Below are 26,984 nucleotides of genomic sequence, written 5' to 3'. Positions count from 1 at the left end.
GCAAGATGGGCAAAGGCGGCATGCTGAAACAGGCCATGAAGGGCATGTTCGGCAAGGGCGGCATGCCCGACATGAACGACCCGCAGGCGATGGAAGAGGCGGCCAAGGCCCTTGGTGGCAAGCTGCCCGGTGGCCTGGGCGGCAAATTGCCGGGGCTTGGCGGTGGCATGGGTCTGCCCCCCGGCCTCTCGGGCTTTGGCAAGAAGAAATAAGCCCATGCTTTCACTGTTCCAAGACACCTCAAATCCCGCAGCACAACCGGCACCTTGCCGGGGGATGGCACAGCAATGAACCTGACCCAGGCCCCAACGCTGGAAACCCCGCGCCTGATCCTGCGTGGGCCAGAGGCGCGGGATATCGAGCCCACCATCGCCTTTCTGCTCGACCGGGACCGGTCCGAGGGCTTTGGCTCTTCGCCCAACCGGGGCGATGCCTGGCGCTGGTTCACGCTCAACGTCGGGCACTGGCATATCCACGGCTATGGCTATTTCACCATCGAGATGAAGGACACCGGCGAGACAGCCGGCATCGCCGGCATCTGGAATCCCGAAGGCTGGCCTGAACCGGAATTGGGCTGGGCGCTCTATGCCGGTTTTGAAGGCCGCGGCATCGCCTATGAAGCCGCGCATCGCGCGCGCCGCTATGCCTATGAGGATCTGGGCTTTGACACGCTGACCTCGAACATCGTGCCGGGCAATACGCGCTCGGTCGCACTTGCCGAACGCTTGGGCGCGTGGTTCGAGCGGGAATATGACAACATCCACATGGGCCGCGACCTGCTCTACCGTCACCCCGGCCCCGATGCCGCCTTGGGCCGTGACGACGACGGCTCGGTCGAGGCCTACGCATGATGCACGCTCATTCTTTCAGCCGCCGGAGTCTTGCATGACTGACGCAATCGCGCTTGCCGCGCAGCTTCTCAAGGAACATCGTCAGAGCATCGACCGCCTCGACGCGATCCTCGTCTTCACGCTGGCCGAACGGTTCAAGCACACGCAGGCCGTGGGGAAACTCAAGGCTGAATACGACCTTCCCCCGTCCGATCCCGCGCGCGAGGCGCAACAGATCGAACGGCTCGAAGAATTGGCAAGAACGGCCGATCTGGACCCGGAATTTGCCAAGAAGTTCCTGAACTTCATCATCGCCGAGGTGATCCGGCATCACCAGCAACACCAATCGTAAGGTGGGATCAAACCCCATCAAACCCACGCCATTAAAGGAGAAAATCAAATGGCCATGAAAATCCGTCTTGCCCGTGGTGGCAGCAAGAAGCGTCCCTCCTACCGGATCGTCGCAGCCGACAGCCGCATGCCGCGCGATGGCCGCTTCATCGAAAAGCTGGGCACCTACAACCCGCTCCTGCCCAAGGACAGCGAAGACCGCGTCAAGATGAACGTCGAGCGCGTGCAGCACTGGCTGGCGCAGGGCGCACAGCCGACCGACCGCATCAGCCGCATGCTGGAAGCCGCTGGCGTCATCGCCAAGAAAGAGCGCGCCAACCTGAAAAAGGCCGTTCCCGGCAAGAAGGCGCAAGAGCGCGCCGCCGAGAAAGCCGCCAAGGCCGAGGCCGCCAACGCCCCTGCCGAAGAGGCAGCCGCCGAGGAATAAGACCGGAAAGGCGCTGGAATGTCGCAATTTTCCAAGGACTTCCAGATTGGCCTGCGCGATCTCATGCGATGGCGGCGCGATGTGCGCCGCTTTCGCCGGGACGCGGTGGACGAGGCTGTCTTGCAAGACTGCCTCGACACCTTCCTTCTCTCGCCCTCTGTGGGGCTGAGCGAACCGTGGCGCGTGATCCGGGTACAATCGCCCGGCGCGCGGGCTGCGGCGCTGGAGAATTTCACCGCCGCCAATGCACAGGCCTTGGCGGGGTATGATGGTGACAAGGCGCGCATTTATAGCGGCCTCAAGCTCTCGGGGATGCAAGAGGCCCCGGTGCAACTGGCGGTCTATTGCGACGAGGCGACCGACAAGGGCGCCGGTCTGGGCGCGGGCACGATGCCCGAGATGCGGCGCTATTCCGTGGTGGGCGCGATCACCCATTTCTGGCTGGCGGCGCGGGCACAGGGGCTGGGCGTGGGCTGGGTGTCCATCCTCGATCCCGCGCAATTGTCACGCGATCTCGATGTGCCCGCCGACTGGGTGCTGGTGGCCTATCTCTGCGTCGGCTGGCCCGAAACCACGAGCGAAACACCCGAACTGGAACTGGCCGGATGGGAAACCCGCCGACCCACTCTACCGACCGAGGTGCGCTGATCATGCCCCTATCCGAACAACCGGAGACAAGCCGATGAGCGACAGTGACCGCATTTGCGTAGGGGCCATTGGCGGCGCCTTTGGTGTGCGTGGTGAAGTGCGGCTCAAGAGCTTTACCGCCATGCCCGAGGATATTGCGGCCTACAGCCCGCTCAGCACCGAAGATGGCACGCGCGCCTTTGACGTGACCCTGACGGGCCAGACCACCAACGGATTTACCGTGCAACTATCCGGCGTGACCACCAAAGAGGCCGCCGATGCCCTGCGCGGCACGCGGCTCTATGCGCTGCGGGCGCAATTGCCCAATCTGCCGGATGATGAATTCTATCACGCCGACCTGATCGGCCTCGAGGTGTTTGACACCGGCGGCGCGATGCTGGGACGGGTCAAGGCGGTGCTCAACCATGGTGCGTCGGACATTCTGGAAATCCACGCGCCGGGGCTTTCCTCGACCATCCTCCTGCCCTTTACCAAAGAGGCGGTGCCAACCGTCGATCTGGCCTCTGGCCGCATCATCGCCGATCCGCCCGATGGCCTGACATGAGCGATACCCCCCGCTCGCATGGGCGCAAATCCATCCGCGCCACCATGACCCCACGCGAATTGATCACGCCCACGCCGGAACTGGCGGGCGTCTGGACAGCGCGGGTGATCACCCTGCTGCCGCAAGCGTTTCCGGGCGTTCTAGGCGAGAGCCTGACAGGACGCGCGCTGCAGAACGGTCTCTGGGCGCTCGATCCGATCGACCTGCGCCCTTACGGTGAGGGGCGGCATCGCAATGTCGATGACACCCCGGCCGGTGGCGGCGCGGGCATGGTTCTGCGGGCCGATGTCATGGGGCGTGCGATTGACGAGGCGATGGCAGGCACACCGCCCGGCTGGCCGCTGATCTACCTCAGCCCACGCGGGAGGAGGTTCGATCAAGCGATGGCGCAAGACCTGTCGCAACGCCCCGGCGTAACGCTCATCTGTGGCCGGTTCGAGGGGCTGGATGAGCGCGTGATCGAGCACTATGGCATCCAAGAGGTGTCCTTGGGCGATTTCGTGATGACCGGCGGCGAGATTGCAGCACAAGCGATGATCGACGCCACCGTGCGCCTCTTGCCCGGCGTTTTGGGAAATGCCGACAGCACAGCCGAGGAAAGTCATTCCAACGGGTTGCTGGAACATCCGCAGTATACCCGCCCGGCCGAATGGATGGGCCGCCCCATCCCCGAGGTGCTGACCTCGGGCGATCATGCCAAGGTCGAGACATGGCGGCGCGAGATGTCCGAGCGCCTGACGGCCGAACGGCGCCCCGATCTGTGGGAAAAACACCTTCGCGCCCAATCTGACAAGGCTTGATCCATCTAGCACTTCCTCCTATACACCGCCTTGCTTGGAATCGCTTGGCGGCTCCGGGCACGTTTGTTATTGGCTATATCCTCCGCCTGACTTTCTTCGGTCGCCTGCGGCAGCCCCGGCAAACGGATCACAGACAAGGACGACCTGATCTCTGGCGGGCGCATCTGCGAACCCGGAAGAAGACCAAGAGCTCTTAGGACGCGAGACACTTTGCGGAAAAAACCGCAAGCAAATCAGGAGAGAAGCGATGGATATTATCGCTCAGTTGGAGGCGGAACAGATTGCCGCCCTCGGGAAGACCATTCCCGATTTCAAAGCCGGCGACACGATCCGTGTCGGTTACAAAGTGACCGAAGGCACCCGCAGCCGCGTGCAGAACTTTGAAGGCGTGTGCATCAGCCGCAAGAATGGCAAGGGCATCGCCGGCTCGTTCACGGTCCGCAAGATTTCCTTTGGCGAAGGCGTGGAGCGTATGTTCCCGCTCTATTCGACCAATATCGACAGCATAGAGGTTGTACGCCGTGGTCGCGTGCGCCGCGCCAAGCTGTATTACCTGCGCTCGCGCCGCGGCAAATCGGCCCGCATCGCCGAGGACGCCAATTACAAGGCCCTGTCGGGCACTTCCGCGTAAGGATTGGTACGATGAAAAAAGACATCCACCCCGATTATCACGTCATCGACGTCAAGATGACCGACGGCACCATCGTTCAGATGCGCTCGACCTATGGCAAAGAAGGCGACACGCTGTCGCTTGACATCGACCCCTCGGTGCACCCCGCCTGGACGGGCGGCAGCTCGCGTCTGATGGATGCTGGTGGCCGTGTGTCGAAGTTCAAGAACAAATACGCTGGCCTTGGGTTCTAAACCCTGTTTCCAGCCGGATACGACAAACGCCGCCCTTTGGGGCGGCGTTTTGCTTGGAGCACAGGCGCAGCTTTACTTTTTGGTAGGGATTGGGGTATAAACAGGACATCCGAAAATCGGTTTTCAGTGTCCTCACCGAAAACGTGACCCTGCGGAGTTGCTGCTCCGCAGGGTCTTTTCTTTCAGGGGATTAGAACCCCATCAAGAGCCGGATGATCCCGACGAGCAGCGTCCCCGCTGCGAGTAAGACCATCCATTTCCGAAATTCGGTTTCTCTCAGTTTCCTCACCTCCTTGCGCTGCAAAGGGTTGCAGCAGGCCGACAATCGGAAAATGGCGTGAAATAATGGTTAAAATTGTCGAAATTCCCAGCGATCGCTGGCCTGGTTGACCGCTGCCCTTGCACCTGTGCCGCAACCGGATAAAACGGACACAAACGAGGCAGAGGGCGCAGAATGGCGACGGCACTGATCATACTGGCCGCAGGTCAGGGGACGCGGATGAATTCCGACCTTCCCAAGGTGCTGCACCCGATCGGCGGTGCGCCGATGCTGGGGCATGCGATGCAGGCGGGCGCGACATTGGAACCCGACCAAGTGATCGTTGTGGCCGGACATGGTGCCGAGGCGGTGCGTGCCGCCGCACTTGAGTTTGAAGAGAGCGCGGAAATCGTGATCCAGTCCGAGCAACTGGGCACCGCCCATGCGGTGGCGCAGGCTGCGCCGTGTCTGGCAGGATACGAGGGCGATGCGCTGGTGCTCTATGGCGACACGCCCTTTATACAGCCTGATACGCTGGAACGGATGCAGGCGGCGCGCGGCGCCCATGACATCGTTGTGCTGGGGTTCGAGGCCGCCGATCCGGGCCGCTATGGGCGATTGGTGGTGCAGAGCAACGACCTGCTCCGGATTGTCGAGTTCAAGGACGCGACCGCAGCCGAGCGCGCCGTAACGCTTTGCAATAGCGGCGTGGTTCTGGCACCTGCGGCTTTGCTTTTTGATCTGATCGCAGAGGTCGGCAACGCCAATGCGGCGGGTGAATATTACCTGACAGACATCGTGGGTCTGGCCCGCGCGCGGGGGCTGTCGGCCACCGCCGTCACCTGCGACGAAGCCGAGACCATGGGTATCAATTCACGCGCCGAACTGGCGCGGGCAGAGGCCGCGTTTCAGGCCCGCAAACGGGCCGAGGCGCTGGAAACCGGCGTGACCCTCGTCGCGCCGGACACTGTGCAATTCGCCTATGACACATGGCTGGGCCGCGACAGTCTGGTCGAGCCCTATGTGGTCTTTGGAGCCGGCGTGACCGTCGAGACCGGCGCGCATATTCGCGCGTTTTCGCATCTGGAGGGCTGCCATGTGGCGCGCGGTGCGGTGGTTGGCCCCTATGCCCGGCTGCGCCCCGGCACCGAACTGGCCGAACACGCTCGCATCGGCAATTTCGTCGAGGTCAAGAATGCGCTGATCGGCGAAGGGGCCAAGGTCAATCACCTGAGCTACATCGGCGATGCGCGCGTGGGCGACGAGAGCAATATCGGCGCTGGCACCATCACCTGTAACTACGACGGTGTGAGCAAGCATGAAACGGTGATCGGCGCGCGCGTTTTCGTGGGCTCGAACACCATGCTGGTGGCCCCCGTCACCTTGGGCGACGGGGCCATGACCGGATCAGGATCGGTGATCACCCGCGATGTGGCCCCGGATGCGCTGTCCATTGCCCGAGCGCCGCAAGTGGACATGCCCGGGCGCGCGCGCAAGCTCTTCGATCTGTTGAAGGCACGTGCCGGAAAACGCGACAAAGGGGCAATGTGATGTGTGGGATTGTCGGGGTTCTGGGGGATCACGAGGCGGCGCCGCTGCTGGTTGAGGCGCTCAAGCGGCTGGAATATCGTGGCTATGACAGCGCCGGGATCGCCACGATCAACGACGGGCGTCTGGATCGTCGCCGCGCGGTGGGCAAGTTGGTGAATCTGGCCGATCTGCTGGTCCATCATCCGCTGGCGGGCAAGGCGGGGATCGGACACACCCGCTGGGCCACCCATGGGGCCCCGACCGAGGCGAACGCCCATCCGCACCGCTCCGGGCCCGTGGCGGTTGTCCACAACGGCATCATCGAGAATTTCCGGGCGCTGCGGGCCGAACTGGCCGCCCATGGCATCGCCCATGAGACCGAGACCGACACCGAGACCGTGGCCCTTCTGGCGCATCATTACATGCAGCGCGGCATGAGCCCGGTCGATGCAGCGCGCGCCACGGTTGGCCGTCTTGAAGGGGCCTATGCGCTCTGTTTCCTGTTCGAGAATGAGCCCGATCTGCTGGTCGCCGCGCGGCGTGGCAGCCCTCTGGCGGTGGGCCATGGCACGGGCGAGATGTTCGTTGGCTCGGACGCCATTGCGCTGGCCCCGATGACCGACCGGATCACGTATCTGGAAGAGGGCGACATCGCGGTTGTGACGCGCCAAAGCCTCGAGATAACGGACATCCATGGTCATCTGGCCAACCGCCCCATCAAGACCATCGAGATCGAGGCGGCCCGTGTCGACAAGGCGGGGCATCGGCATTTCATGGCCAAGGAAATCGCCGAGCAACCCTCGGTCATCGGAGCAGCCCTCGGGCATTATCTGAGCAGCGACGGCACCAGCCTGACCCTGCCCGAGGGCGTGCCGAACTTTGCCCGGATCGAGCGGCTGACACTCGTCGCCTGCGGCACCGCCTATTATGCCTGTCTCACCGCGAAATACTGGTTCGAGCAATTGGCGCGTCTGCCGGTCGAGGTCGATATCGCCTCGGAGTTTCGCTATCGCGAGCCCCCAGTGAGCCCCGGCACCGTGGCGGTCTTTGTCAGCCAGTCGGGGGAAACCGCCGACACGCTGGCAGCACTGCGCTATATGCAGGGGCGTGCCCAAGAGATCCTCTCTGTGGTCAATGTGCCAGAGAGTTCCATCGCCCGCGAGAGCGATCTCGTCCTGTCGATTCATGCCGGGGCCGAGATCGGCGTGGCCTCGACCAAGGCCTTTACCTGTCAGTTAACCGTGCTCCTGCTTTTGGCGCTCAAGGCTGCGCAGGACCGGGGCCATATCGGGCCGGAACGTCTGGCCGATCTTCTGTCCGGGCTGCGCGCCCTGCCCGCAGCGTTCAACACCGCGATGGAGTGCAGCGACCAGATCAGAGCCATCGCGCGGCAGCTCGCGACCGCCCCAAGCGCGCTCTTTCTCGGTCGCGGCCTGATGTATCCCTTGGCGCTGGAAGGGGCGCTGAAACTCAAGGAAATCAGCTATATCCACGCCGAGGCCTATGCTTCGGGCGAGTTGAAGCACGGGCCGATCGCGCTGATTGACGAGACGATGCCGGTGGTTGTCATGGCTCCCTGCGATGCGCTGTTCGACAAGACTGTCTCGAACATGCAAGAGGTCATGGCGCGCGGCGGGCGAATGGTGCTGGTGTCGGATGCGCGGGGCGTGATGCAGGCGGGTGATTGCGTCTGGCAGACCATCACCCTGCCCGATACAGACCCCATGCTGGCCCCCATCCTCTATGCGCTGCCCGCGCAGCTGCTCGCCTATCACACCGCCGTGGCCAAAGGGACCGATGTGGATCAACCCAGAAACCTTGCAAAATCTGTTACGGTTGAATGACACGGCGGGCAACACAGGTCAGAGACCTTGTGCCGGATGCGCCCGGCTTGCATTGGCAAGAGCGCTCGGTTAGAGCGCAAGCGGTATTTTGATTACTCAGGACATAATGGCACCGCGCATTTTCATCATAATGGCCGTGTTCCAGCCCGAGTCTGCATATCTGGCGGCGCAAATCAGGTCGCTTGCGGATCAGACCCATGCCGAGTGTCATTTGGTGGCGGTCATTGCCGATACGTGTTCCGAGGCGCTGGTCGCCGCGACAGCAGCGGCCGCAGCCCCAAACCTACCCCTGACACTGGTTCCCAGCGACGTTCCACTCGATGCGGTGCGGGCCTTTGAGGCGGGGCTGAGCGAGGCGCTGAACCTGATCGACGCCGAGGGGTTGGACGAGGATGCGGCATTGATCGCGCTCTGTGATCAGGATGACATCTGGCATGTCGATCGTCTGGAGCGCGGGGTTGCGGCGCTGGTGGCAAGCGGTGCGGATCTTGTTCACAGCGATGCACGCCTTGTCGGGCCGGATGGAACGACCGAGTTGCACCGCTCGATGTTCGCGTTTGAGCGGCGCAAGAAGAAACCCGGCCTGCGTGGCCTGCTGTATCGCAACAATATCACCGGCATGACCACGCTGATGCGGCCCCGGCTGGTACGGCTGGCGCTGCCTTTTCCACCGCAGAGCGGGGTGCATTTCTACCATGACCTCTGGCTTGGCCTATTGGCCTCGGCGACGGGCGGGGTGCATCTGATCGACGCGCCGCTGGTGGATTATCGCCAGCATCAGAGCAACGTGATGGGGGCGATTGACCGCAGCCGGGCCAAAGGCCCACGCTGGAAGCGCCCCGACGCCATGTGGATGCGCAAAGAGGCCACCGCCTATGCGCTGGCACGCTACCTCGGGCAGTCGACCTATAACCGGCTGAGCGATGCCGTCACCGACGGCCGCCTGAAACATGGCGAGGCCAAAACCGCGCCGCTGCGCCCCTATCTGCGCCGCATGCGCGGGATGGGCATACATCTGCGCGATGCCTTCGCCTTGGGGCTGCAGGGGCACGCAGGGTTGGCGCGGATCGCGGCCGGATTCGCCGTGGTCAGCGTCGGACGCGCCATCTGGAGCCTGCGGGAAGCGCTTGGACCGGGGCTGAAGAGCGCCATCGACGCATTTGACACGCGGCTCTATTCGCTGTCACCGGGCATGTCACCGCGCCCGCCCCAGAGTTTCTCCGGTCCGGCAAAGGCACCGGTCAAGCACGAGTCCATTATCGATCTACGCAAGGAACCGCGCTTTGTGCCAGAGTTCACGGCACCGCATGCCGCGCTGAACATCCTTGTGCCGACACTCAACCCGACCGAGATCTTTGCCGGGATTGCCACCGCGCTCGACATTGGGCTTGGACTTGCGGTGCGCGGCTATGCCGTGCGGTTCATCGCCACCGATCTGCCGTTGTCCTCTCCGGGCACGTCGCGCAGTTTCGTGCTGGGGCGTCTTGGACAGGGCCATGACCGAGAAGCGGCTGCCGCGCGCATCAGCCTGCTATGCGGCGTGCAGAGCAAGACGCTCTCGCTCCATGCCGAGGATATGTTCATGGCTACTGCCTGGTGGAGCGCGCATGTGGCGGAAAAGCTGATCCGGCGGAACGAGATGCCACAGGCACGGTTTCTCTATCTCATTCAGGACTATGAGCCGCATTTCTATGCCTGGGGTCCGGAATTCGCCGATGCCATGGCCAGCTATCACTTTGATTTCGAGCCGGTGTTCAACACAACCCTTTTGCGTGACTGGTTTGCCCAGCAAGGGTTCGGGTTCGCCTCAGGGGATGCTCTGTCGTTTCATCCGTCGATCGACATCGCGCGCTATAGCCATGTCGCGCGCCATGCGGCGGGCAACGGGCCACGCCGTCTGGCGCTCTATGGGCGGCCCGATGTGCCGCGCAATATGTATGCCACTGCAATCGAGGCCTTGGCACGCTTTGTCGGCAAAGAAGGGCTGGGCCCAGATGACATCGAGCTCGTGTCCATCGGTCAGCATCACAGTGATGTCTCGCTGCCGGGGGACCTTGTGTTGCGAAGCCTCGGAAAATTGCCTTGGGAGGATTATCCCGACTATTTGGGCAAGGTCGATCTCGGTCTGTCACTGATGTATTCACCGCATCCCAGCCACCCACCGCTGGAAATGGCAGCCGCCGGGGTGCGGGTCGTCACCAACGGCTTTGGCCCCAAGGACCTGAGCCGGTTGAGCCCCGCCATCCTCTCCGTGCCCGCCACGGCACCGGATCTGGCCGATGCCCTCAGCACAGCGTGGCACGCCGCCCCGGTGGGCAAATCTGAGCGCGAGATTGATCTGCGCGATCTTGGCAGCCATCCGGAGGAGATGATCGACCATCTTGCCAATCGGCTTGCCACACGCCTTGCACGGCCCTAGAAGCCTGCCACATGACCCAAAAGATCATCCTGCATATCGGTTCGCCCAAATGTGGCTCGACCTATCTCCAGCGCGTGATGCTACAGAATTCCGAGACGCTGTTGCAGCACGGCATTCACTATCCGGCGCCGCCCGGAACGCACCCCGGCAATGCCGGTGATATCGCCGACATCACCAGAGCCGAAGTGGCCGCCATGTTCATGGATGGTGTGCACACCGTCGTGCTGAGCCACGAGGATCTCTATTCGCTCTCAAAGCGGGGCATTGCGCTTTCAGAGATCACCAAGGAGGCCGGGATTGCGGTGCAGCTTCTGGTTTTCCTGCGCCCCTTCAGTGATTTCGTGTTTGGCGATTATTCGCAATTCATGAAGCAGTTCTTCGATACCTTTCTGGCCGAGCGCAAACCCTATGGCGGGCGCGATTTCGAGACCTTTGCCAAGCGTCGGATCGACACGATGAAGCCCGCAGCGTACCTGACAAACTGGGGCAGGCTGTTTCCCGGTCTGCCACTCATCCTCGACAGTCACCGCAATATCCAACCCGTGCTCGACGCGGTTCTGGGCCATCCCGAGGGCATGATCTGGGTGGTCCCGCATCACGATACCAATCCCTCGTTGCGGATGCAGGATTGCGACATCATCGCGGCATCCATGCTGGATCCGGCCTGTGCGGATGACGATATCCGGCAAATGTTTCTGACCGCGTTTCACCACACGCAAGAGCCGGACATGGGCCGCAGCGCAGAGCGGATAGCATGGCTGGAAGAGCAGTTTCGCCCTCATAACGAGGCTCTGCTGACACAATTCGGGTTTGACAACCGGGCCCCTGTGAGCCGCGAAGACGACACCTGAGAAAGCCCAAAGGGCGGCAGCGGTCTCCCGCCCCGCCAGGACATGTATCAACCAGAATTTGCTCTGCTGGCTTTCATCAATTCCTGATGGTGCGCGATGGCCTCGTCCACGTCGTCATAGAAGCTGAGGCGTCCATCCTCGAGCACACCGGCAAGGGTGCAGAGGCGTTTGACCTGCGCCATGTTATGCGTCACCATGACCGCCCCGCTCTGCGTGATCCGCTCTGCAAAGAGCAGTTCGGATTTTTCACGAAAGGCAGCGTCGCCGACCGCTGTCACCTCGTCCACGAGATAGGTTTCAAAGTGAATGCCCATCGACACCCCGAAAGCGAGGCGCGAGCGCATCCCGGAGGAATAGGTGCGCACAGGCAGGTTGAAATGCTGGCCCAGCCCAGCAAAGTCCGCGACGAAATCGACAAGCTCCGCCGTGTCCACGCCGTAGACCCGCGCGATGAAGCGGACATTCTGTAACCCGGTCATCTCGGGATGAAAGCTCCCGGCGAAGCCCACTGGCCAGGAAATCGTGCCAGTGCTGATCACCTCGCCGCTGTCGGCGTCCATGGAACCCGCCAACATCTTGAGCAGGCTTGATTTGCCGGCGCCGTTGCGTCCGAGAATGGCCACCGCGGTGCGATCCGGGAACACGGCAGAGATGTTGTCCGCAACCACCTTGCGCCGCCCGTTGAGCACGAAGGTCTTGCACAGGTTGCGTATCTCGATCATCGGACGTGTCCGCTCAGCGCCTGTCGCGCAGGGAGTAGTAGACCATCACAAGAATCGACCAGGACAAAAGCAAGAAGCCCGCAATCATCAAGAGCAACAATTCGCGCCGCGGATACTCTGCGGTTTCGGCCAAGGTCGGCGAAATATGGGTGGCGAGATAGCGCGACTGCCGCTGCGCCTCGGCCAAAGCGACATCGCGTGCGGCAAGCGCCGAAAGATAGCTCTTCTCGGCGAACTGCCGTTCGAGTTCGAGGGCCTGATATTCTTCGATCAGTTCCGAATATTGCTGAACACCGGACACGCCAGATGCTCCGCCGAACGTCGAGCGCTCTTCGTCGATCAATTTCTGGATCGCCGCGATCTTGCGGTTGGCCTGATTGACGCGCGGATCGTTCTGGTTGGCGTTATCGAGCAAAAGCTCTAGCTCGATCTGTGCCTCGGCCATCTGCGCGTTGAGCGAGTTCAACAGGCCCATCTGACCCTGAACATCGGCCGCCGGATCGACAATCTGTGTCCGATTGCGGAAACTGGTGAGCGACCTGTTGGATACCTTGAGCCGATCCTCGGCGCGCGCCAGTTCTTCCTCTGCGTAGCGCATGGCATCAGCGCGGGCGATGGCCGACAGCTGATTTATCATGTTGCTGCTCTCGGCAAACACCACTTCGGCCACGGCCTTGGCATCCTGTGGCTCAAAGGCGAGCACACGGATTTCCACCAGGCCACTGCTGCGGTCATAGAAAATCTTGACCATGCGCTGCCAGTAAGACAGCAGCGCCTCGATCCTTGTATCTTCTCCGAGCGTGAACACCGGATCGCCAGAGCGCTGGTAAATCCGCGCCATGTCGAGTTGATCGTCCACGGCGCGCACGATTTGCGGGCTCTGGATGAATTCGTAGAGAATGTCCGTGTCTGAGGAACTGGACCCCGACAACTCGGTGATGCCGCCCAAAAGTTCGATGGCAGAGCCGATTTCCTCTGTACGCACCGAAAAGCCGACATGGCTTGCGTATTGGTCGCGCGCGACAGTGTAGAGATACCAGCCCGACACCGCCACAGGCAGGACCACCCAAAGAACAAAGCTGAGAACAATGATCACATGACGCAGGCGCAGGCGCGCCGGTTTGGCAGGCGGTCGCACGGGCGTCTTGGGGGACGGGGCCTGAACCACGTTCGGACCCGGCCCTGTTTTGGGGGCGGCACCCTGCTCAGAGGGTTGGGCCACTTTTTCCGCAGGTGAATTGGACTGGTTCAAATCGTGCTCTTTGGTCTGTTGTTGTCCGATCATATCTGTCGGATGGGGATTTTCTATCAAAGGACAGGGTGATACACCATCCGTCAAGATGACAAATGTAACCTTTCCCCCTGCCCTGCCCCGCAAGCGGACGGGCACCGTCCAGACGGTGATCGCGCTGATGCTGCGCGAGATGTCTGCGACCTATGGGCGCTCTTCATTGGGGTATCTCTGGGCCATTCTGGAACCGGTGGCGGGTATTTTCCTACTGACCTTCGTCTTTTCCCTGGCGTTCAGAAGTCCAAGTCTCGGCACCAGCTTTCCGCTGTTTTTCGCGACGGGTATTTTGCCGTTCATGGCCTATATGGACGTGAGCAACAAAATGTCGGTTGCGCTGCGCTACTCCAAGCAGTTGTTGTTCTATCCCGGGGTCACATACACCGACGCACTCATTGCGCGTTTTCTTCTGAATGCCATCACAAGCATCATGATTGCGGTGATCCTCTTGCCCCTGATCATCATTTTCTATGATCTCAATGTCATCATCGACATGAAGGCCATCGCGTGGGGCTACACGCTCGCGTTTGCGCTTGGGGCGGGTATCGGGACGCTAAATTGCTTTCTGCTATCGGTCCTACCGATCTGGGAACGGGCATGGGCGGTCTTGAACCGCCCTCTTTTCTTGGTTTCCGGCGTCATTGTCCTGTTTGATACCGTGCCTCTGCCCTATCGGGACTGGATGTGGTGGAATCCGTTGGCCCACCCCATCGGACTGGTGCGCAAGGGAATTTACAGCACCTATGACGCCACCTATGTCTCGTCTGTTTATGTGCTGGCCGTGTCGGGCGTCACGCTTGCGCTTGGGCTGTTGCTGCTGCGCCGATATCACCGGGATATCATCAACTTCTGATCCGCAATCCCGTCACAGAGCGTTTGAGCCGGCTCAAGCCGCGCAAGATGTGACTGTGCCTGCGCAAGTGGCTTTGGCCGTCTACATGATAAGCCGCAAGAATGCCTGCGGCCTCGGCCCCCAGCGGAATTTCGCTTGGGTCGTCGTGCTCTGGCACCATGTCGAACGCTGGAACACCGCCAAGAAAGTTGCGCGCGAGCGCGGCATTCGAGGTCTCACAATTCTGCAAGAGACGTTGCCGGCGGATATGGGTCAGCAGGAACCGCCGCTTCGGCACGTGGACCAACCGTGGGGCCACGTCAAAGAAGCGGTCCACCTCCTGCTGAACAAGCGACATGGAAACGCCCCGATCCAGCATCGCACGCTTGAGGTAGCGCGCAGGCTCTATAAGGCCGGTCGGTGGGCTGACATTGTGATGCCTTGGGCCGGCGGCCCCCTGTGGCAGCATATCCGCAACACCCAGCACCTCAAGAAACCGGCGCACGGCGTAGTCAGGCCCTTGCTCTGGTCTCAAGGGCACCGCGATCACATTGTCATGCCCCACGAAGCGGGACCAGTTCATCAGCATGGCGTTATAGTTCAGCACCTGCTTTTCGACCCGTTCGTCCAGCAGCGCCACGATTCCCCGGCGCCAGTCTGCGCCGCTTTTGACATGCTGCTTGTAGTCGGACTCGATCCACAGATCCTGACGGCGGAAATAACAGATCAAACTGACATCGAATCCGGCCTGGCGGATGCGCGCAATCAGATCCTCCGCGACAGATCCACGGGAGACGCCAAAGAGATACTCGGAACTGAGGATCACATCGCCTTCGGCACGCAGGAAATAATCGAGAAGCGCCCACCCTTGCCGAGGGTCGCCCGTGATCAAGGCATTGGCGAGATGGCTGGCATTCCCCTGTTCGGGAACCTGCGCGCCGGGGGCGAAGGCATAATGCAGCCCACGCGCAGCCAGATCGTTGGCATGCTCTGCGAGAAAGGCCTGAATCGACGTCGTGGCACATTTCGGCATTCCGACATGCAGAAAAAGGCGCTTGGCCATGATGATCGAATGCCCTCCAGTCGGTCTGGCGCAACCTAATAACCCAAGCTGCGCGAGACAAGGCGCAAAAACCCCACCTGCGCGTTGCCAACCAAGGCCCCGCGCATTAAGCCATGAAGGACGAACCTTGGGTCAAAGGCGGGGCGCATGGGCTGGCGCGGCTATATTCATGATGACAGCAGAACCGTGTTCTTTTGGTCGCAAAAGGCGGCCTGCACCACGCTGTTCAACTTTATCGCCGATAACATGCCGTCGCGCCCGGTCCAGAAGCAGTATTTTCACACCAGCAGCGCCCCTTTTCGCGGCTGTGCCGAGGCACTTGTGACACGCAACTATCGGTCGGTGATCGTCGTGCGACATCCGGTAACACGGATCACCAGCGCCTATTTCAACAAGTTCTGCATCTATCGCGGCAGGCCACTGCACTCCCGTGCGGATCTGGAGCCCTTTGCGCAGGACCTCCATGATATCTATTGCGCGCGCACCGGGGCCGATGCGCAGGACAACAGCATGTCGTTTGAGGCGTTTCTGGACACGATCGCGCATCTGCATGCCAGCCGTCCGCGCCCTGAGAACCTGATCAACGGTCATTGGGAAACGCAGGTGCCCGCCTTTTACAAGGAGGTGGGCATCCACTACGATTACGTGGTTCATGTCGAGCGGTTGGATGTGGAACTGTCACGGGTCGCGCGTAAGCTGGGATTACGGCATACACCGCGCGTGCTCAACCGCACCCGCCTGCCGGAAACCCCGGTCGAGGGCTATCTTGGCAAGCTCTCGGCGCGCCAGTTGAGCGGCATGAAATTCAACTACGAAAATTTCATTTCGCCGGAAACACTCGCGACGATCCGGGGCATTTACGACATTGATTTCAAGACGCTGGGTTATCCACTCGATCCGCGGGACGGGTTTCATGGCACCGGATGGGCCGGTGTGCTGAACCGGACCTTTCCAGCCTTGGGGCGCCTCACAGGAAGATGAAATCGTCGCGCGACAGACTGGCCGCCGTCACATCATCCAGCAGGATTTCATGGCCCGCGTGGCGCAAGAGTGCACCCGCGTCAGCATCCTGAATGTCGAGCGCGAGAAAGCGGCCGGTCAACCCCTGCCCTTCGATCCCAGCCAAGCGCAAGCGATCCTCTCCAACCTGAAAATCAACGATCACATCACGTTCGCCTGCGGTGAATTCGTTGAACACAAAGACATCGGCCCCCTCTCTGCCGATAAGCCGGTCATGGCCAGCACCTGCGTTGAGCGTATCATTGCCGGGCCCTCCATCCAGCAGGTCATTGCGCCCGCCGCCTGCCAGAAAATCATCCCCCGCACCACCCAGCACGGTATCGTCGGCCTCGCCTCCGCCCAGCGCGTCGTTGCCGTCGCCCCCGTCGAGCAGATCGCGCCCGGGACCACCGCCGATACGGTCATCGCCGCTGCCGCCGCGCACCGTGTCATGGTCGAAACTGCCCGCGAGCCGGTCATTGCCCGCCCCGCCTTCGAGCAGATCGCGCCCCGGCCCGCCGCTCAGAATATCGGCACCGTCGCCGCCAAAGAGGGTGTCATCGCCCGCGCCGCCCCCCATCGTGTCATTTCCCGCCTGTCCGTCGAGCCGATCTGCCCCCCGGCCGCCGCCAACGCTGTCATCGCCCGCGCCCCCGTCGATCTGGTCATTCCCGTCGCCCCCGGCCAGACGGTCGTTGCCTGCATCGCCGCGCAGGGTGTCATTGCCAGCATTGCCCGCCAGCGTGTCGGCCTCGGCTCCGCCTTCGAGCAGGTCATCGCCCGCGTCGCCCACGAGCAAGCGCGGAGCAACACCGGGCAGCACAGGCGGCGGCACGGGTGGTGGCGGCACGGGTGGCAGGCTCAACTGAGGTGGGGCCACCTGTACCGGCCCCAGGGTCACATCGAGATGGGAGACCAAAGGCAAGAGCAGATTGGGCAGGTCCGTCACCGCAAGGGGTCCGCCCGCCGCATTGCGCAGCTCCAATTCCTCTTGCCCAAAGCGCAGCACGCCCCCGCCGCTTGTCGAGGCAAAGGTCAACTGGCCGAGGTTGCGCAACATCGGCCAGAGTGAGAGGTCGAGCCGATCCTCACCAAGGGCGAAATCGGCAATGACATCGCGCTGCCCATCCGCCCAGAGGACAAAGACATCGGCCCCCGCGCCCCCAATCAGCGTATCCGCGCCGGGACCATCGCTCAGCGTATCGTCGCCCTCTGCACCGTCGAGCACCCCGTTTCCGCTGCCGCGCGACAAGAGGTCATCGCGCGCGCCACCTTCAATCCGAGCCGCATTGCCGTGCAGAACCAGACCCAAAGGACCGAGATCCACACGAAAGAGACTCAGCCCTGCCTCACCCGCCGCCGTCACCAGAATGTCGATCCCGCCTGTCCGGACCTGCGCCGCAAGGCCGGAGACGCCGTTGAGCGCAAAGGCCGCCTCGTCCGCGAGCGTATCGAGATGCAAGAGCCGCCCCTCTGCGGTCAGGCGCAAAAGGCTGAGCCCTGCGTCCCGGCCTGCGACCAGCACGAACACATGCCCCTCAACGGTCATCACCTCGAGATGGGACACCCCGGCGAACCGCGTCGCAAGTCCGTCCATCACGTGATCCGCAACATCTAACGCGCCGCTGCTGCCGACGCGGAGCACCGTTAGGCTGGAGCTGTCCGCCGCAGCGAGGATCAGAAAGGACTGCCCGGCAATATCCGCCGGGGCGAGCCCCGTGATCGTCTGCACCGGCAGGCTGTCATTGTGCCCAAGGCTGGTCACGGGTTCCAGCCCACCATCCTCCAAGAGACGCAGGGCCGTTATGCCGTGTTCCCGGGCAGAGGCGGTAAAGACGAACACCTCGCCAGCCCTCTCGATCACCGCGATGTCGGAAATGGCGCGCAGATAGAGCGTATCGCTATCCGACACCGTGATGCCTGCCTGCACGCTCTGATCGGGACCAAGGACAAGGCTCGAAAGACCCGCGCCATCGGCGGCGGCAACAATCAAGAGATCTCGCCCCCCGAACCGGCCAGCAAGAAGGGTAGCAGCCTGCGTTTGCACCGCACCCTGCCCCAGAAACCCTGGCACGCCGCTGCGCAGCCCGGCATCCCAGGCAACAAGCAGATCCGACAACAGGCCCGGGGGCAGCGCACCCTGCCTATCCCCGACCGCGACGGCAATGCGTGGTGTTGCCTCGTGAAACCACGGCGGGTCTAGCAACGGGCCGGAGGCGGTGGCGCGCACGACACGGCTCAGGCCAGTGGCGAAATCCGCCAGTAAAAATCCCCCGTCCGGCAGGGGCGTGATCGCCACCACTGGACGCGCAACCTCGAAAGTCGCCGCGCGACTCGTCCCGATATGGGCCAGATTGACCGCCATGTATATCCACCCGTTTCCCGCGTCCCCACGCGAAACCCAAGGTGGCAAAGCAAGGCTGCCATGCGCTTAACAAATCATGGCAGCCTTGCGGCATTTACCGACAGTTAAAAGAAAACAGGCGGCGGCGCAGAGGCCGATGTCGACTACAGGAACTGGAAATCCTCGACCGTCAGCTGCGCCGCCGTCACGCCCTCGACAAGGATGGTGTTGCCATTCACACTCATCTGCGCGCCGCCCTCTACATCAACGATATTCATCGCCGTCACGAACCCGGCAAGGCCATTGCCACCGTTGGTGATATTGGTCTCGCCCGTATCCGGGTCTACGCGGCGGATGAACAATTCGTCGATGCCATCCTCGAAATCGGTGATGACATCCGCCTCACCGTCAAAGAAGGACGAGAAGACGAATTGATCCGCACCGGTGCCGCCGCTGATCACATCGTTACCGGCCCCGCCATTGATCGTGTCATTGCCCGTGCCGCCGTCGATGGTATCGTTGCGCCCACCGCCGGCGAGGAAGTCATTGCCGTCGCCGCCAAGGATGCTGTCATCGCCTTCGCCGCCGCCCACGCGGTCATCGCCCGCGCCGGCATCAATCGTGTCGCGCCCGGTGCCGCCGCCGATGTCGTCATTGCCCGCGCCCGCATCGATGCTGTCATTGCCAAAGCTGCCCGACATGCTGTCGTTGCCGTCACCACCCGAGAGCGTGTCATTGTCCGCCCCACCCGCGACCACGTCATTGCCTGCTCCGCCCGTGATGCTATCCGCGCCAAAGCCACCGCCGATGATGTCGTCACCGTCGCCACCGTCGATGGTGTCATTGCCCAGGCCGCCGCCGATGTTGTCGTTGCCGGGGCCGCCCGCAGCCTGATCGTTGCCATCCGACGACGAGATCGAATCGTTGCCCGTCCCGCCGTCAATACTGTCATTGCCCGCACCTGCGGCGATCTGATCGTCGCCATCCGTGCCCGTCAGCGTATCATCGCCATCTGTGCCGGTGATCACATCGGTCGGTTCCGGCTCTACAACGCTACCAACGGCCAATTGACCCAGCAGCGCGGCATCTGCGGCAACACCAAAGAAGAGGATATCGCCATTGGGATTGATATGCAGTTCGACGATGTCGGGATCGAAGCCACCTACAACGCCGCCATCCACCACCACGATCTCTTCTTGAAACACACCATCTGCGTTGAAGCGGCGCACATGCAAATCAATGCTGCCGACAAACTCATTGCCTGTCTGATAGGCCAAGGCGAAACCGCCATCGGACAACGGGAACAACTCGGGCTCGAATTGACGCGCGGCGCGCTCCCCACCGCCATTTGCCATGAAGGCTGGGGTATTCACCGTGCCATCGGGATTGAGGATCATCAAAGTCATCTCGCTGACACGGCTGAGCGCATCGGCGGAATCGTAAGTGTTCACGGCGATAACGATCCGCCCATCGGGCAGCCGCAGAATGGCGTAGTCGTCCAGCTCGCCAAAAATCGCCTCGGGGAAATAGGTATCATCCAGCAGAACGATGGGATCGCCGACGGCGGCAAGGTCCGCGTCAACAAAGCTGCCATAGAGGAAATTGCCGGTGCTGGTGCGCGCGTCGGGATCGGTGTAGCCAATGGCGAAGAACCCACCGTCCGGCAATTCCACGGCCCCGGTGTTGATGATCGTCCCTGCGGTCATCTCTGCCGGGTCGATCCGAAAGATCGCATTGCCGATCGTGCCATCCGCAAAGATCTTGGCCATGACGTTGTGGACCAGAAGACCGCTGCCGTCAGGCAGGGAGATGACCGAACCCGGATCAGAGAACGACAGGTTCACCGGGGCAGTCACAACATTTGAAATCGCCCCCTGCGCGGTGATCGTGACAATAAAATCGGTGACAGTGTTCGGAACCACCAAGGTTCCGGTGTCGGGGTCGCGAAGTCCATCGGTGCTCTCGTTCAGATAGATCACGGCACCGCCATCCGGCTGGGCAATCGAGAATTCGACGCTGTTGCGATAGAGCCCTACCTCTGCCTCTGGCAGCTCACCGACACGCAGGCGCAGCGGCTCTCCGATGCGCGCGCCAGACGAATCGTGGAGTGTAACAGTCTGGAAATTTTCTGTCGTCCCGGCGGGAAAACTGGTTTCGAAGAAATTCTCAAAGCTGAGGAAGTTACCGTTCGACAGGCGCAAGACTTCGGTGGAATTCATTTCCGCTCCAATTTATTCAATCAAAGAAGTCGCCACGGAAATGCCGCTGCGACCACAGGTTTCAACATTGTGTTCAACAATGCCTCAGGTCTACATCACATCACGCGGCGGAGGCCCGCCGCGTGACATGCTTGAAATTTCTCCTGTCAGAGCGATATGTCAACTGGGATTATCACATTCTTGTGATCGTCTTTTGAGCCATGGCATGCCGATCACGCTGCGGCATCTTTGGCGTCCATATCGACCCGGAGGCTCTGCGTGCGGCCTTGCTTGCTTTCGCCGAAATAGATCGTCTGATGTGGAAAGGGGATTTCGATGTTGCGGGCGTCAAACACCTCTTTCAGCACGCCATTATACGCCCGTCCGATACCCCATTGCCGCCCCGGCACGCACTTGATCCGGGCGCGCAGCATCACGGCGCTGTCGCCAAAGCTGTTGACGCCGAACCATTCCAGATCGTCGAGAATTCCATTGGCCTGATCGGGATCGCCCCTGAGCTCGGCAAAGGCGTCGAGCATCGCCTGTTTCACCTCGTCGACATTCTCGCGATACGCCACGCCCATATCGCAGACGAAATAGCCATAATCACGCACATAGTTCGAGACCATGTCGACCGAGGAAAACGGGATGATGTGATAGACACCCTGCACATCACGCAGGCTGACAGAGCGGATCGTCAGACGCTCAACGGTGCCGGTGACACCGCCAACCGTCACCACATCGCCCACGTTCATCGCATTTTCGAACTGGATGAAAATGCCGGTGATGATGTCCTGCACCATCTTTTGCGCACCAAAACCGATGGCCAGGCCCAGCACCCCGGCCGAGGCGAGAAGCGGCGCGATATCAAGGCCGATTTCAGCCAGCACGAACATCAGTGTGACGACGACAAGCGCAATCGTCGCGGCGTTGCGCAAAAGCGTCAGAAGCGTCTGTTCGCGAGCGGTGGCCACCTTGCCGAATTCAGGATTGAGCCGGTAGTCGACCCAAGACGTCAGCGCGAGCCACAGACCAAAGGCCACGAGCAACACTAGCGAAACCGACAGGATCATGCCCGTAAGCCGCAAACCGAACTGGCTGACCATCCAGCCGCGCAGATCGATGAGGCCAATGGCGTTTACGGCCAGCAGCACGACCCCCGCAAAGATCACCGCGCGCAGGGCAAAGAGAACCTTGGGCAAAAAGGCATTGAGGCGCCCCTGCAAAAGCGGCACCCGCGCCGACATGCTGGGCGGCAGCATCACGCCGCGCGCCATGACGCGGCTGAGAAAGGTCGCGACCGAGAACCCGAGAAGCCCGACGACAAGCACCTGACCAGAGGCAAGAAAGGCCTGAAAGACCGCGTTGCCGGGGCGGATCAGCACGACCAGGAACATGGCCAAAAGATAGGCCAAGGCGGGCCAGTGCCAGTGGCGGGCAAGATAGGCAAGCGCCCCCTTGGGCGACGTGGCATCCTCGGTCTGCGGGCCCAGCAACCAGTCGGACACGGTGCGGCGATTGCGCAGCACCAACCCGATGGCAAGCATCAGAACCGCCATGGCGATCAACGCCGAAGTCGCCCGCCCGGCGGCAAAGGACACATTGCTGTTGAGGATAGGCACGATCAGCAATTGCCCATAACCCACGATGCCGACAATAAGGTTGATCCGCGTCGACAGATAGGACGCCGCCCGGTCAGGGATCGGCAGCGGCCGCAGCGCGGTTGCAGATGGCGAAAGCACCAGCCTGACCGCGACCTTGGCCATTTCCACCAGAAGGAAAGCGTTGAGATAGAGGGTCTGACGGATGCCGATCTGGCCAAATTCGCCCAAGGCCAGAATGGCAAGCGCATAGCCTGCCGCCCAGGCGATGAGCACGATCATCGCATCCGTAACGGCGGAGGCGAGAAAGAGCAGAATGGTTCGCGCCAGCCCACCGTCACGGGCCGACCTGCTCATGCGGGCATAGAGCGTCTTGCCAAAGCCACGCAGCACCAGAAAGGCCGCGACCGTTCCCGCGATCACCAGCGCAAGCTCGGCCAAGGCGTCGATCAGGACGGCGGCCTCACCTCCACTCAACCCATCGAGCACGGCCGGAGCGCGGGCGATCTGACGGGCAAGGCTAGTCGTCCAATCGGCAAAATCCTCGGCGGCGGCCTGCGTGACCAGAGCAACCCTGCGGCCAAAGGACAGATCCTCGGGCGGCGGATCGGTGGGAACCACACTCTCGGCCTCGTCGGGCAGTCCGGCCGCGCGCAGCCGCTCGACAAGCTCGGTGCGGGCGGCGTCATCTTCGATCACGTCGATAAGCAATTCGACGCTGGAGCGCGCAAGCGCGGGATCGGCTGCACTCTGCCCCGGCTCTTGCGCCGTGGCCGCAGTGACGGTCAAGAACAAGGCAACAAGAAACTGCGCAAGAAATCGTAGCATGACAAAGGCTCTCCATGTCCCGTTTGATATTTGGGCACAAGGAAGCGCCCGCGAGGGCGCACCGCGATCTTTGCACAGCACACCGCGCCAATTGGCGTCAGGGCCGTAAAACCTATTGGAATCTGTGCTGGGGTCAAGGCTTGGGTGGGGTTACGCCACGCAAAGGGCCGATGGTGCCCCGCTCAGGCGACCATCTGTTCGGCCTTCTTGAGATCCACCGAGACAAGCTGGCTCACGCCCTGTTCGGCCATCGTCACGCCAAAGAGCCGGTCCATCCTGCTCATGGTCACGGCATGGTGAGTGATGATGAGAAAGCGGGTTTCAGTGCGGCGGCACATTTCGTCCAAGAGATCGCAAAAGCGGGTCACGTTGGCATCGTCAAGGGGCGCATCCACCTCGTCGAGCACACAGATCGGCGCGGGATTCGCGAGGAACACCGCAAAGATCAGCGCCAGCGCTGTCAGCGTCTGTTCCCCCCCCGACAAGAGGCTGAGCGTCGAGAGCTTCTTGCCCGGCGGTTGGCACATGATCTCAAGCCCCGCTTCAAGCGGATCATCGCTCTCGACCAGCACAAGATTGGCCTCGCCACCGCCGAAGAGATGGCGAAAGAGCAGGCTGAAATTGGAATTAACCGTTTCGAACGCCGTCAAGAGCCGCTCACGCCCTTCGCGGTTGAGGCTGGCAATGCCGCTGCGCAGGGTCTTGATCGCCTCTTCCAGATCGGTCTTTTCCTTGATCAAGCCGTCATGCTCGGCTTCGACCTCTTTGGCGTCCTCTTCGGCGCGCAGGTTCACCGCGCCCAACGCGTCGCGCTGACGCTTGAGCCGGTTCACATCGGCCTCGATCGCGTCCGAGGCGGGCATCGCGTCAGGATCGACCGCGAGGCTCTGCAAGAGGGCCTCGGGCGTCTGGTCCAGCGTTTCATGTATCCGCTCGGCGGCATAATCGCGGGTCTCGCGCGCCGCATCGAGCCGCGCCTCGGCGCGGGCGCGCATCTCGCGCGCTTCTGACGCCAGCCGTTCGGCTTCGCGCTCGTCCAACGCGGCCTGACGCGCCCCGCCCTCGGCGGTCGAGAGCGCATCGGCAGCGGCGGCGCGGCGCGCTTCGCTGCGGGTGATTTCCTCGCCCAGTTCGGCGCGCTTGACGGCAAGGAGTTCGGGCGCGGCACTGGCATCTGCCAAGGCATCCTCGGACTCTTCCTTGCGCTCGACCAGTTCGGTGATACGCCGCTCTGCGGTCTCCAGACGATGACGCCAACCGCTGATTTCCTTGGTGATTTCCTGACTGCGGCGGGTGCGCCGCTCGCCCTCGCGGCGCAGTTCATCAGCCCCCGAGCGCTTGGTCATCATGGTCATGCGCGCGGCCTCAACGGCCATCTTGATGTCTTCGAGATCGGCACGCGCGGCGCCCAGATCGCCAAGACCGGACAGTCCCTTTTCCGCCTCCAACAGGCTTTGCCGGGCGGTCATCGCCTCTTCGTCATGGCGCGTGACGGCAAGACCCAGCGACTCGAGCCGCGATCCGGCGAGGTTGCGATCCGCTTCGGCCCGGCTGAGGGCGCGATTGGCCTCGTTGACGGCGGCATCGGCGGCACGGCGCGCCTCGCGGGCGGCGCGGTCCTCATCGGTGCGGCAGATCAACGCCTCGCGCAGGGCCTCGTGCCCGCGCACGGCCCCTTCCGCGCGCGCCGTCGTGTGCTCAAGCTGTTGCTTGAGTTCCTCCAGCCGGTTGAGCTGTTGCAGACGCAGCGCGGCCGCAGAGGGCGCATCCTCGGCCCAGGCGCGAAAACCGTCCCAGCGCCACAAATCACCCTCGGTGCTGACCAGCCGTTGACCGGGCTTCAAGAGCGGTTGCAGGCGGGCGGAATCTTCGGGATCAATCAGCCCGATTTGCGACATGCGACGCGCCAGAACCTCGGGAACCGAGACATGACGGCTGAGCGCGGTCACGCCTTCGGGCAGGGGCTGCGGCGTGGCATAGGCAGGCAGCACGGTCCAGCCAGAGGGGCCATCGGTCTCGACCTCGGGGGCGCGCAGATCATCGGCAAGGGCAGCGCCCAATGCCTTTTCAAAACCCTGCTGCACCTGAAGCCGGTCCATCACCTGCCCGCCCTCGGCGGTGTCGCGCTGTACCAGCTTGGCCAGCGCCGTCACCTCGGCGCGCAGGGCCCCCAACTCGCCCTCGGCCTCAGAGCGGGCGGCGCGGGCCTCGGCCTCTTGCGCCTGTGCCTCGGCACGGGCCTCGTCGGCGGCGATGAGAGCTTGTTCCGCCGCCTCCGCGCGCGCAACCGCCTCGGCCTCGGCCTCATGCGCGGCAGCGTGGTCGGCTTCGGCACGGGTCAGGGCGGCGCGCAGGTCCGCTTGCGCGGCGCGAGCACGCTCGGCCTCGGCCTCGCTCTTGGCCAGGGTCTTGCGGCTATCTTCCAGCAGGCGTTGCGCGGATTGATGGCGCGCGGCAAGGCGGGCCATATCCTCGGTCATCTGGCTGAGATCGTTCTCGCGCTGCTGCAGGATTTGCGCCGCTTCGCGGGCCTCAGCCTGAGCCGCCTCGAGCCGGGCATCATGCCCCTCGGCCCCCTTGGCAAGCTCGCCGGCCTCCCACTCCAGCCGGGCGATGGTATCGCCTGCGTCACGGTTCAGCCCCGCCTCACGCTCGATGTCGCGGGCGAGTTGCTCGATGCGGCTGCGCAGGGTGGCGATGCGGTCACGGGCGGTCGCCTCTTGCTCGGTCAGGGTGTCGCGCTGCACGCTCAGCCGTTGAAGGATAGCCGCGGCGATGGCCTCTTCCTCGCGCAGCTTCGGCAGCGCCTCTTCGGCCTTGGAGCGGAGTTTGGCAGCCTCGCGCGCCGCCGATTCCGCACGGGCGGCAGCCGTGGTGCGTTCGCGCAACTCGTCCTCGGATCGGGCATGAGCCAAATCCGCCTCTTTCCAGCGGCGATAGAGCAGGAGCCCCTCGGCCAGACGCAGTTCCTCACCAATCTGCCGATAGCGCGCCGCCTGCTTGGCCTGCCGCGCCAATTGCGCCAGTTGGTTCGCCAATTGCTCGACCACATCGTCAACGCGGGTGAGATTGGTCTCGGCCCCGCGCAGTTTCAATTCGGCCTCATGGCGGCGCTGATAGAGGCCGGAAATACCGGCGGCCTCTTCCAGAATCCGCCGCCGCGATTTGGGCTTGGCGTTGATCAGTTCGGAAATCTGCCCTTGCCGCACCAAAGCGGGCGAATGTGCCCCGGTCGAGGCATCGGCAAAGAGCATTTGCACGTCGCGGGCGCGTACATCTTTGCCGTTCACCTTGTACGCACTGCCCACATCGCGCGTGATCCGGCGGGTGATCTCCAGCTGATCGGCATCGTTGAACCCGGCAGGGGCCAGACGGTCTGAATTGTCGAGATGGATCACCACCTCGGCAAAATTGCGCGCGGACCGCGTGGCGGCCCCGGCAAAGATCACATCCTCCATCCCGTCGCCACGCATGGCGGTGGGACGGTTTTCCCCCATCACCCAGCGCAGCGCCTCAAGCAGGTTGGATTTGCCACAACCATTGGGACCCACAACGCCGGTGAGACCGCGCGCGATGATCAGATCGGTCGGGTCGACAAAGCTCTTGAAGCCGGTCAATCTGAGTTTCGAGAACTGCACCTGCGCGCGCGCCCTTTGTCCCGGGTGATTCCGTTATCATGAAATTGTGAGGTGTGAGGGGCCAGCCTGTCAACGATCAACCACAGGATATGGGGCAGTTGTGG

Annotated in this window: 21 protein-coding genes and 1 pseudogene; 15 read left to right on the top strand and 7 right to left on the bottom strand. The window is 62.4% G+C overall.

Annotated features, from left to right (window positions below; genetic code table 11):
* The 13 genes and pseudogenes from AACZ65_RS03380 to AACZ65_RS03320 all read left to right on the top strand — a co-directional run.
* Nucleotides 1–212 (top strand): annotated as a pseudogene (locus AACZ65_RS03380) (signal recognition particle protein); the annotation flags it as partial.
* Between the two features lie 75 nt (nucleotides 213–287).
* Entirely contained in the window at nucleotides 288–851 is a 564-nt protein-coding gene (locus tag AACZ65_RS03375) for a GNAT family N-acetyltransferase (protein WP_339668000.1), read from the top strand.
* A 34-nt stretch (nucleotides 852–885) separates the two neighbouring features.
* Nucleotides 886–1,182, top strand: a complete 297-nt coding sequence (locus AACZ65_RS03370; RefSeq protein ID WP_339667998.1) for a chorismate mutase — start codon at nucleotides 886–888, stop codon at nucleotides 1,180–1,182.
* Between the two features lie 48 nt (nucleotides 1,183–1,230).
* Nucleotides 1,231–1,608, top strand: a complete 378-nt coding sequence (rpsP, locus tag AACZ65_RS03365) for a 30S ribosomal protein S16 (protein ID WP_037270315.1) — start codon at nucleotides 1,231–1,233, stop codon at nucleotides 1,606–1,608.
* An 18-nt stretch (nucleotides 1,609–1,626) separates the two neighbouring features.
* Complete coding sequence (bluB, locus tag AACZ65_RS03360; protein WP_339667996.1) at nucleotides 1,627–2,256, top strand: 5,6-dimethylbenzimidazole synthase; 630 nt, start codon at nucleotides 1,627–1,629, stop codon at nucleotides 2,254–2,256.
* A 34-nt stretch (nucleotides 2,257–2,290) separates the two neighbouring features.
* The gene (rimM, locus tag AACZ65_RS03355) at nucleotides 2,291–2,800 is read left to right on the top strand and encodes a ribosome maturation factor RimM (protein WP_339667994.1); all 510 of its coding nucleotides are present in this window, start codon (nucleotides 2,291–2,293) and stop codon (nucleotides 2,798–2,800) included.
* Nucleotides 2,797–3,600: a tRNA (guanosine(37)-N1)-methyltransferase TrmD gene (gene trmD, locus AACZ65_RS03350; RefSeq protein WP_339667992.1), complete on the top strand. Its 804-nt coding sequence runs from the start codon at nucleotides 2,797–2,799 to the stop codon at nucleotides 3,598–3,600. Before rimM ends, trmD begins: the two co-directional genes overlap by 4 nt.
* A gap of 247 nt (nucleotides 3,601–3,847) precedes the next feature.
* Nucleotides 3,848–4,231, top strand: coding sequence for a 50S ribosomal protein L19 (gene rplS, locus AACZ65_RS03345; RefSeq protein ID WP_037270323.1), 384 nt, complete (start codon nucleotides 3,848–3,850; stop codon nucleotides 4,229–4,231).
* Nucleotides 4,232–4,242: 11 nt separating this feature from the next.
* Nucleotides 4,243–4,464, top strand: a complete 222-nt coding sequence (rpmE, locus tag AACZ65_RS03340; RefSeq protein WP_037270324.1) for a 50S ribosomal protein L31 — start codon at nucleotides 4,243–4,245, stop codon at nucleotides 4,462–4,464.
* 454 nt (nucleotides 4,465–4,918) lie between these two features.
* On the top strand, nucleotides 4,919–6,274 hold the full coding sequence (glmU, locus tag AACZ65_RS03335) for a bifunctional UDP-N-acetylglucosamine diphosphorylase/glucosamine-1-phosphate N-acetyltransferase GlmU (RefSeq protein WP_339667987.1): 1,356 nt from the start codon (nucleotides 4,919–4,921) through the stop codon (nucleotides 6,272–6,274).
* Nucleotides 6,274–8,097: a glutamine--fructose-6-phosphate transaminase (isomerizing) gene (glmS, locus tag AACZ65_RS03330; RefSeq protein WP_339667986.1), complete on the top strand. Its 1,824-nt coding sequence runs from the start codon at nucleotides 6,274–6,276 to the stop codon at nucleotides 8,095–8,097. Before glmU ends, glmS begins: the two co-directional genes overlap by 1 nt.
* Before the next feature lie 106 nt (nucleotides 8,098–8,203).
* Nucleotides 8,204–10,516: a glycosyltransferase gene (locus tag AACZ65_RS03325; protein ID WP_339667984.1), complete on the top strand. Its 2,313-nt coding sequence runs from the start codon at nucleotides 8,204–8,206 to the stop codon at nucleotides 10,514–10,516.
* A gap of 11 nt (nucleotides 10,517–10,527) precedes the next feature.
* Complete coding sequence (locus AACZ65_RS03320) at nucleotides 10,528–11,367, top strand: hypothetical protein (protein WP_339667982.1); 840 nt, start codon at nucleotides 10,528–10,530, stop codon at nucleotides 11,365–11,367.
* Nucleotides 11,368–11,414: 47 nt separating this feature from the next.
* On the opposite strand, the gene AACZ65_RS03315 is transcribed toward AACZ65_RS03320, so the two are convergent.
* On the bottom strand, nucleotides 11,415–12,089 hold the full coding sequence (locus AACZ65_RS03315) for an ABC transporter ATP-binding protein (protein WP_037270331.1): 675 nt from the start codon (nucleotides 12,087–12,089) through the stop codon (nucleotides 11,415–11,417).
* 13 nt (nucleotides 12,090–12,102) lie between these two features.
* Nucleotides 12,103–13,227, bottom strand: coding sequence for a sugar transporter (locus AACZ65_RS03310; RefSeq protein WP_037270453.1), 1,125 nt, complete (start codon nucleotides 13,225–13,227; stop codon nucleotides 12,103–12,105).
* 100 nt (nucleotides 13,228–13,327) lie between these two features.
* Between AACZ65_RS03310 and AACZ65_RS03305 the strand changes: the two genes are divergently transcribed.
* Entirely contained in the window at nucleotides 13,328–14,230 is a 903-nt protein-coding gene (locus AACZ65_RS03305) for an ABC transporter permease (protein WP_339667976.1), read from the top strand.
* Here the strand turns inward: AACZ65_RS03305 and AACZ65_RS03300 are convergent.
* On the bottom strand, nucleotides 14,220–15,272 hold the full coding sequence (locus AACZ65_RS03300; RefSeq protein WP_339667974.1) for a hypothetical protein: 1,053 nt from the start codon (nucleotides 15,270–15,272) through the stop codon (nucleotides 14,220–14,222). The two genes, AACZ65_RS03305 and AACZ65_RS03300, sit on opposite strands and share 11 nt — an antisense overlap.
* 147 nt (nucleotides 15,273–15,419) lie before the next feature.
* On the opposite strand from AACZ65_RS03300, the gene AACZ65_RS03295 reads away from it, so the two are divergent.
* The gene (locus tag AACZ65_RS03295; RefSeq protein WP_339667972.1) at nucleotides 15,420–16,253 is read left to right on the top strand and encodes a sulfotransferase family 2 domain-containing protein; all 834 of its coding nucleotides are present in this window, start codon (nucleotides 15,420–15,422) and stop codon (nucleotides 16,251–16,253) included.
* On the opposite strand, the gene AACZ65_RS03290 is transcribed toward AACZ65_RS03295, so the two are convergent.
* The 4 genes from AACZ65_RS03290 to smc form a co-directional block, all read right to left on the bottom strand.
* On the bottom strand, nucleotides 16,240–18,636 hold the full coding sequence (locus AACZ65_RS03290; RefSeq protein ID WP_339667970.1) for a calcium-binding protein: 2,397 nt from the start codon (nucleotides 18,634–18,636) through the stop codon (nucleotides 16,240–16,242). The genes AACZ65_RS03295 and AACZ65_RS03290 overlap by 14 nt on opposite strands.
* Before the next feature lie 143 nt (nucleotides 18,637–18,779).
* Nucleotides 18,780–20,834: a calcium-binding protein gene (locus tag AACZ65_RS03285; protein ID WP_339667968.1), complete on the bottom strand. Its 2,055-nt coding sequence runs from the start codon at nucleotides 20,832–20,834 to the stop codon at nucleotides 18,780–18,782.
* Between the two features lie 212 nt (nucleotides 20,835–21,046).
* A complete protein-coding gene (locus AACZ65_RS03280) occupies nucleotides 21,047–23,242 on the bottom strand; it encodes a mechanosensitive ion channel domain-containing protein (protein ID WP_339667966.1) in 2,196 nt (731 codons plus the stop codon).
* Between the two features lie 182 nt (nucleotides 23,243–23,424).
* Nucleotides 23,425–26,880 carry a chromosome segregation protein SMC gene (gene smc / locus AACZ65_RS03275; protein WP_339667964.1) on the bottom strand — a complete coding sequence of 1,152 codons (3,456 nt, stop codon included), beginning with the start codon at nucleotides 26,878–26,880 and terminating at the stop codon, nucleotides 23,425–23,427.
* Nucleotides 26,881–26,984 lie beyond the last annotated feature (104 nt).

It is taken from the genome of uncultured Roseovarius sp., from assembly GCF_963972555.1.
Taxonomy (GTDB): Bacteria; Pseudomonadota; Alphaproteobacteria; order Rhodobacterales; family Rhodobacteraceae; genus Roseovarius; species Roseovarius mucosus.
Note: the sequence above shows the minus strand (reverse complement) of the source record. Positions and strands in the feature narration are given on the sequence as shown.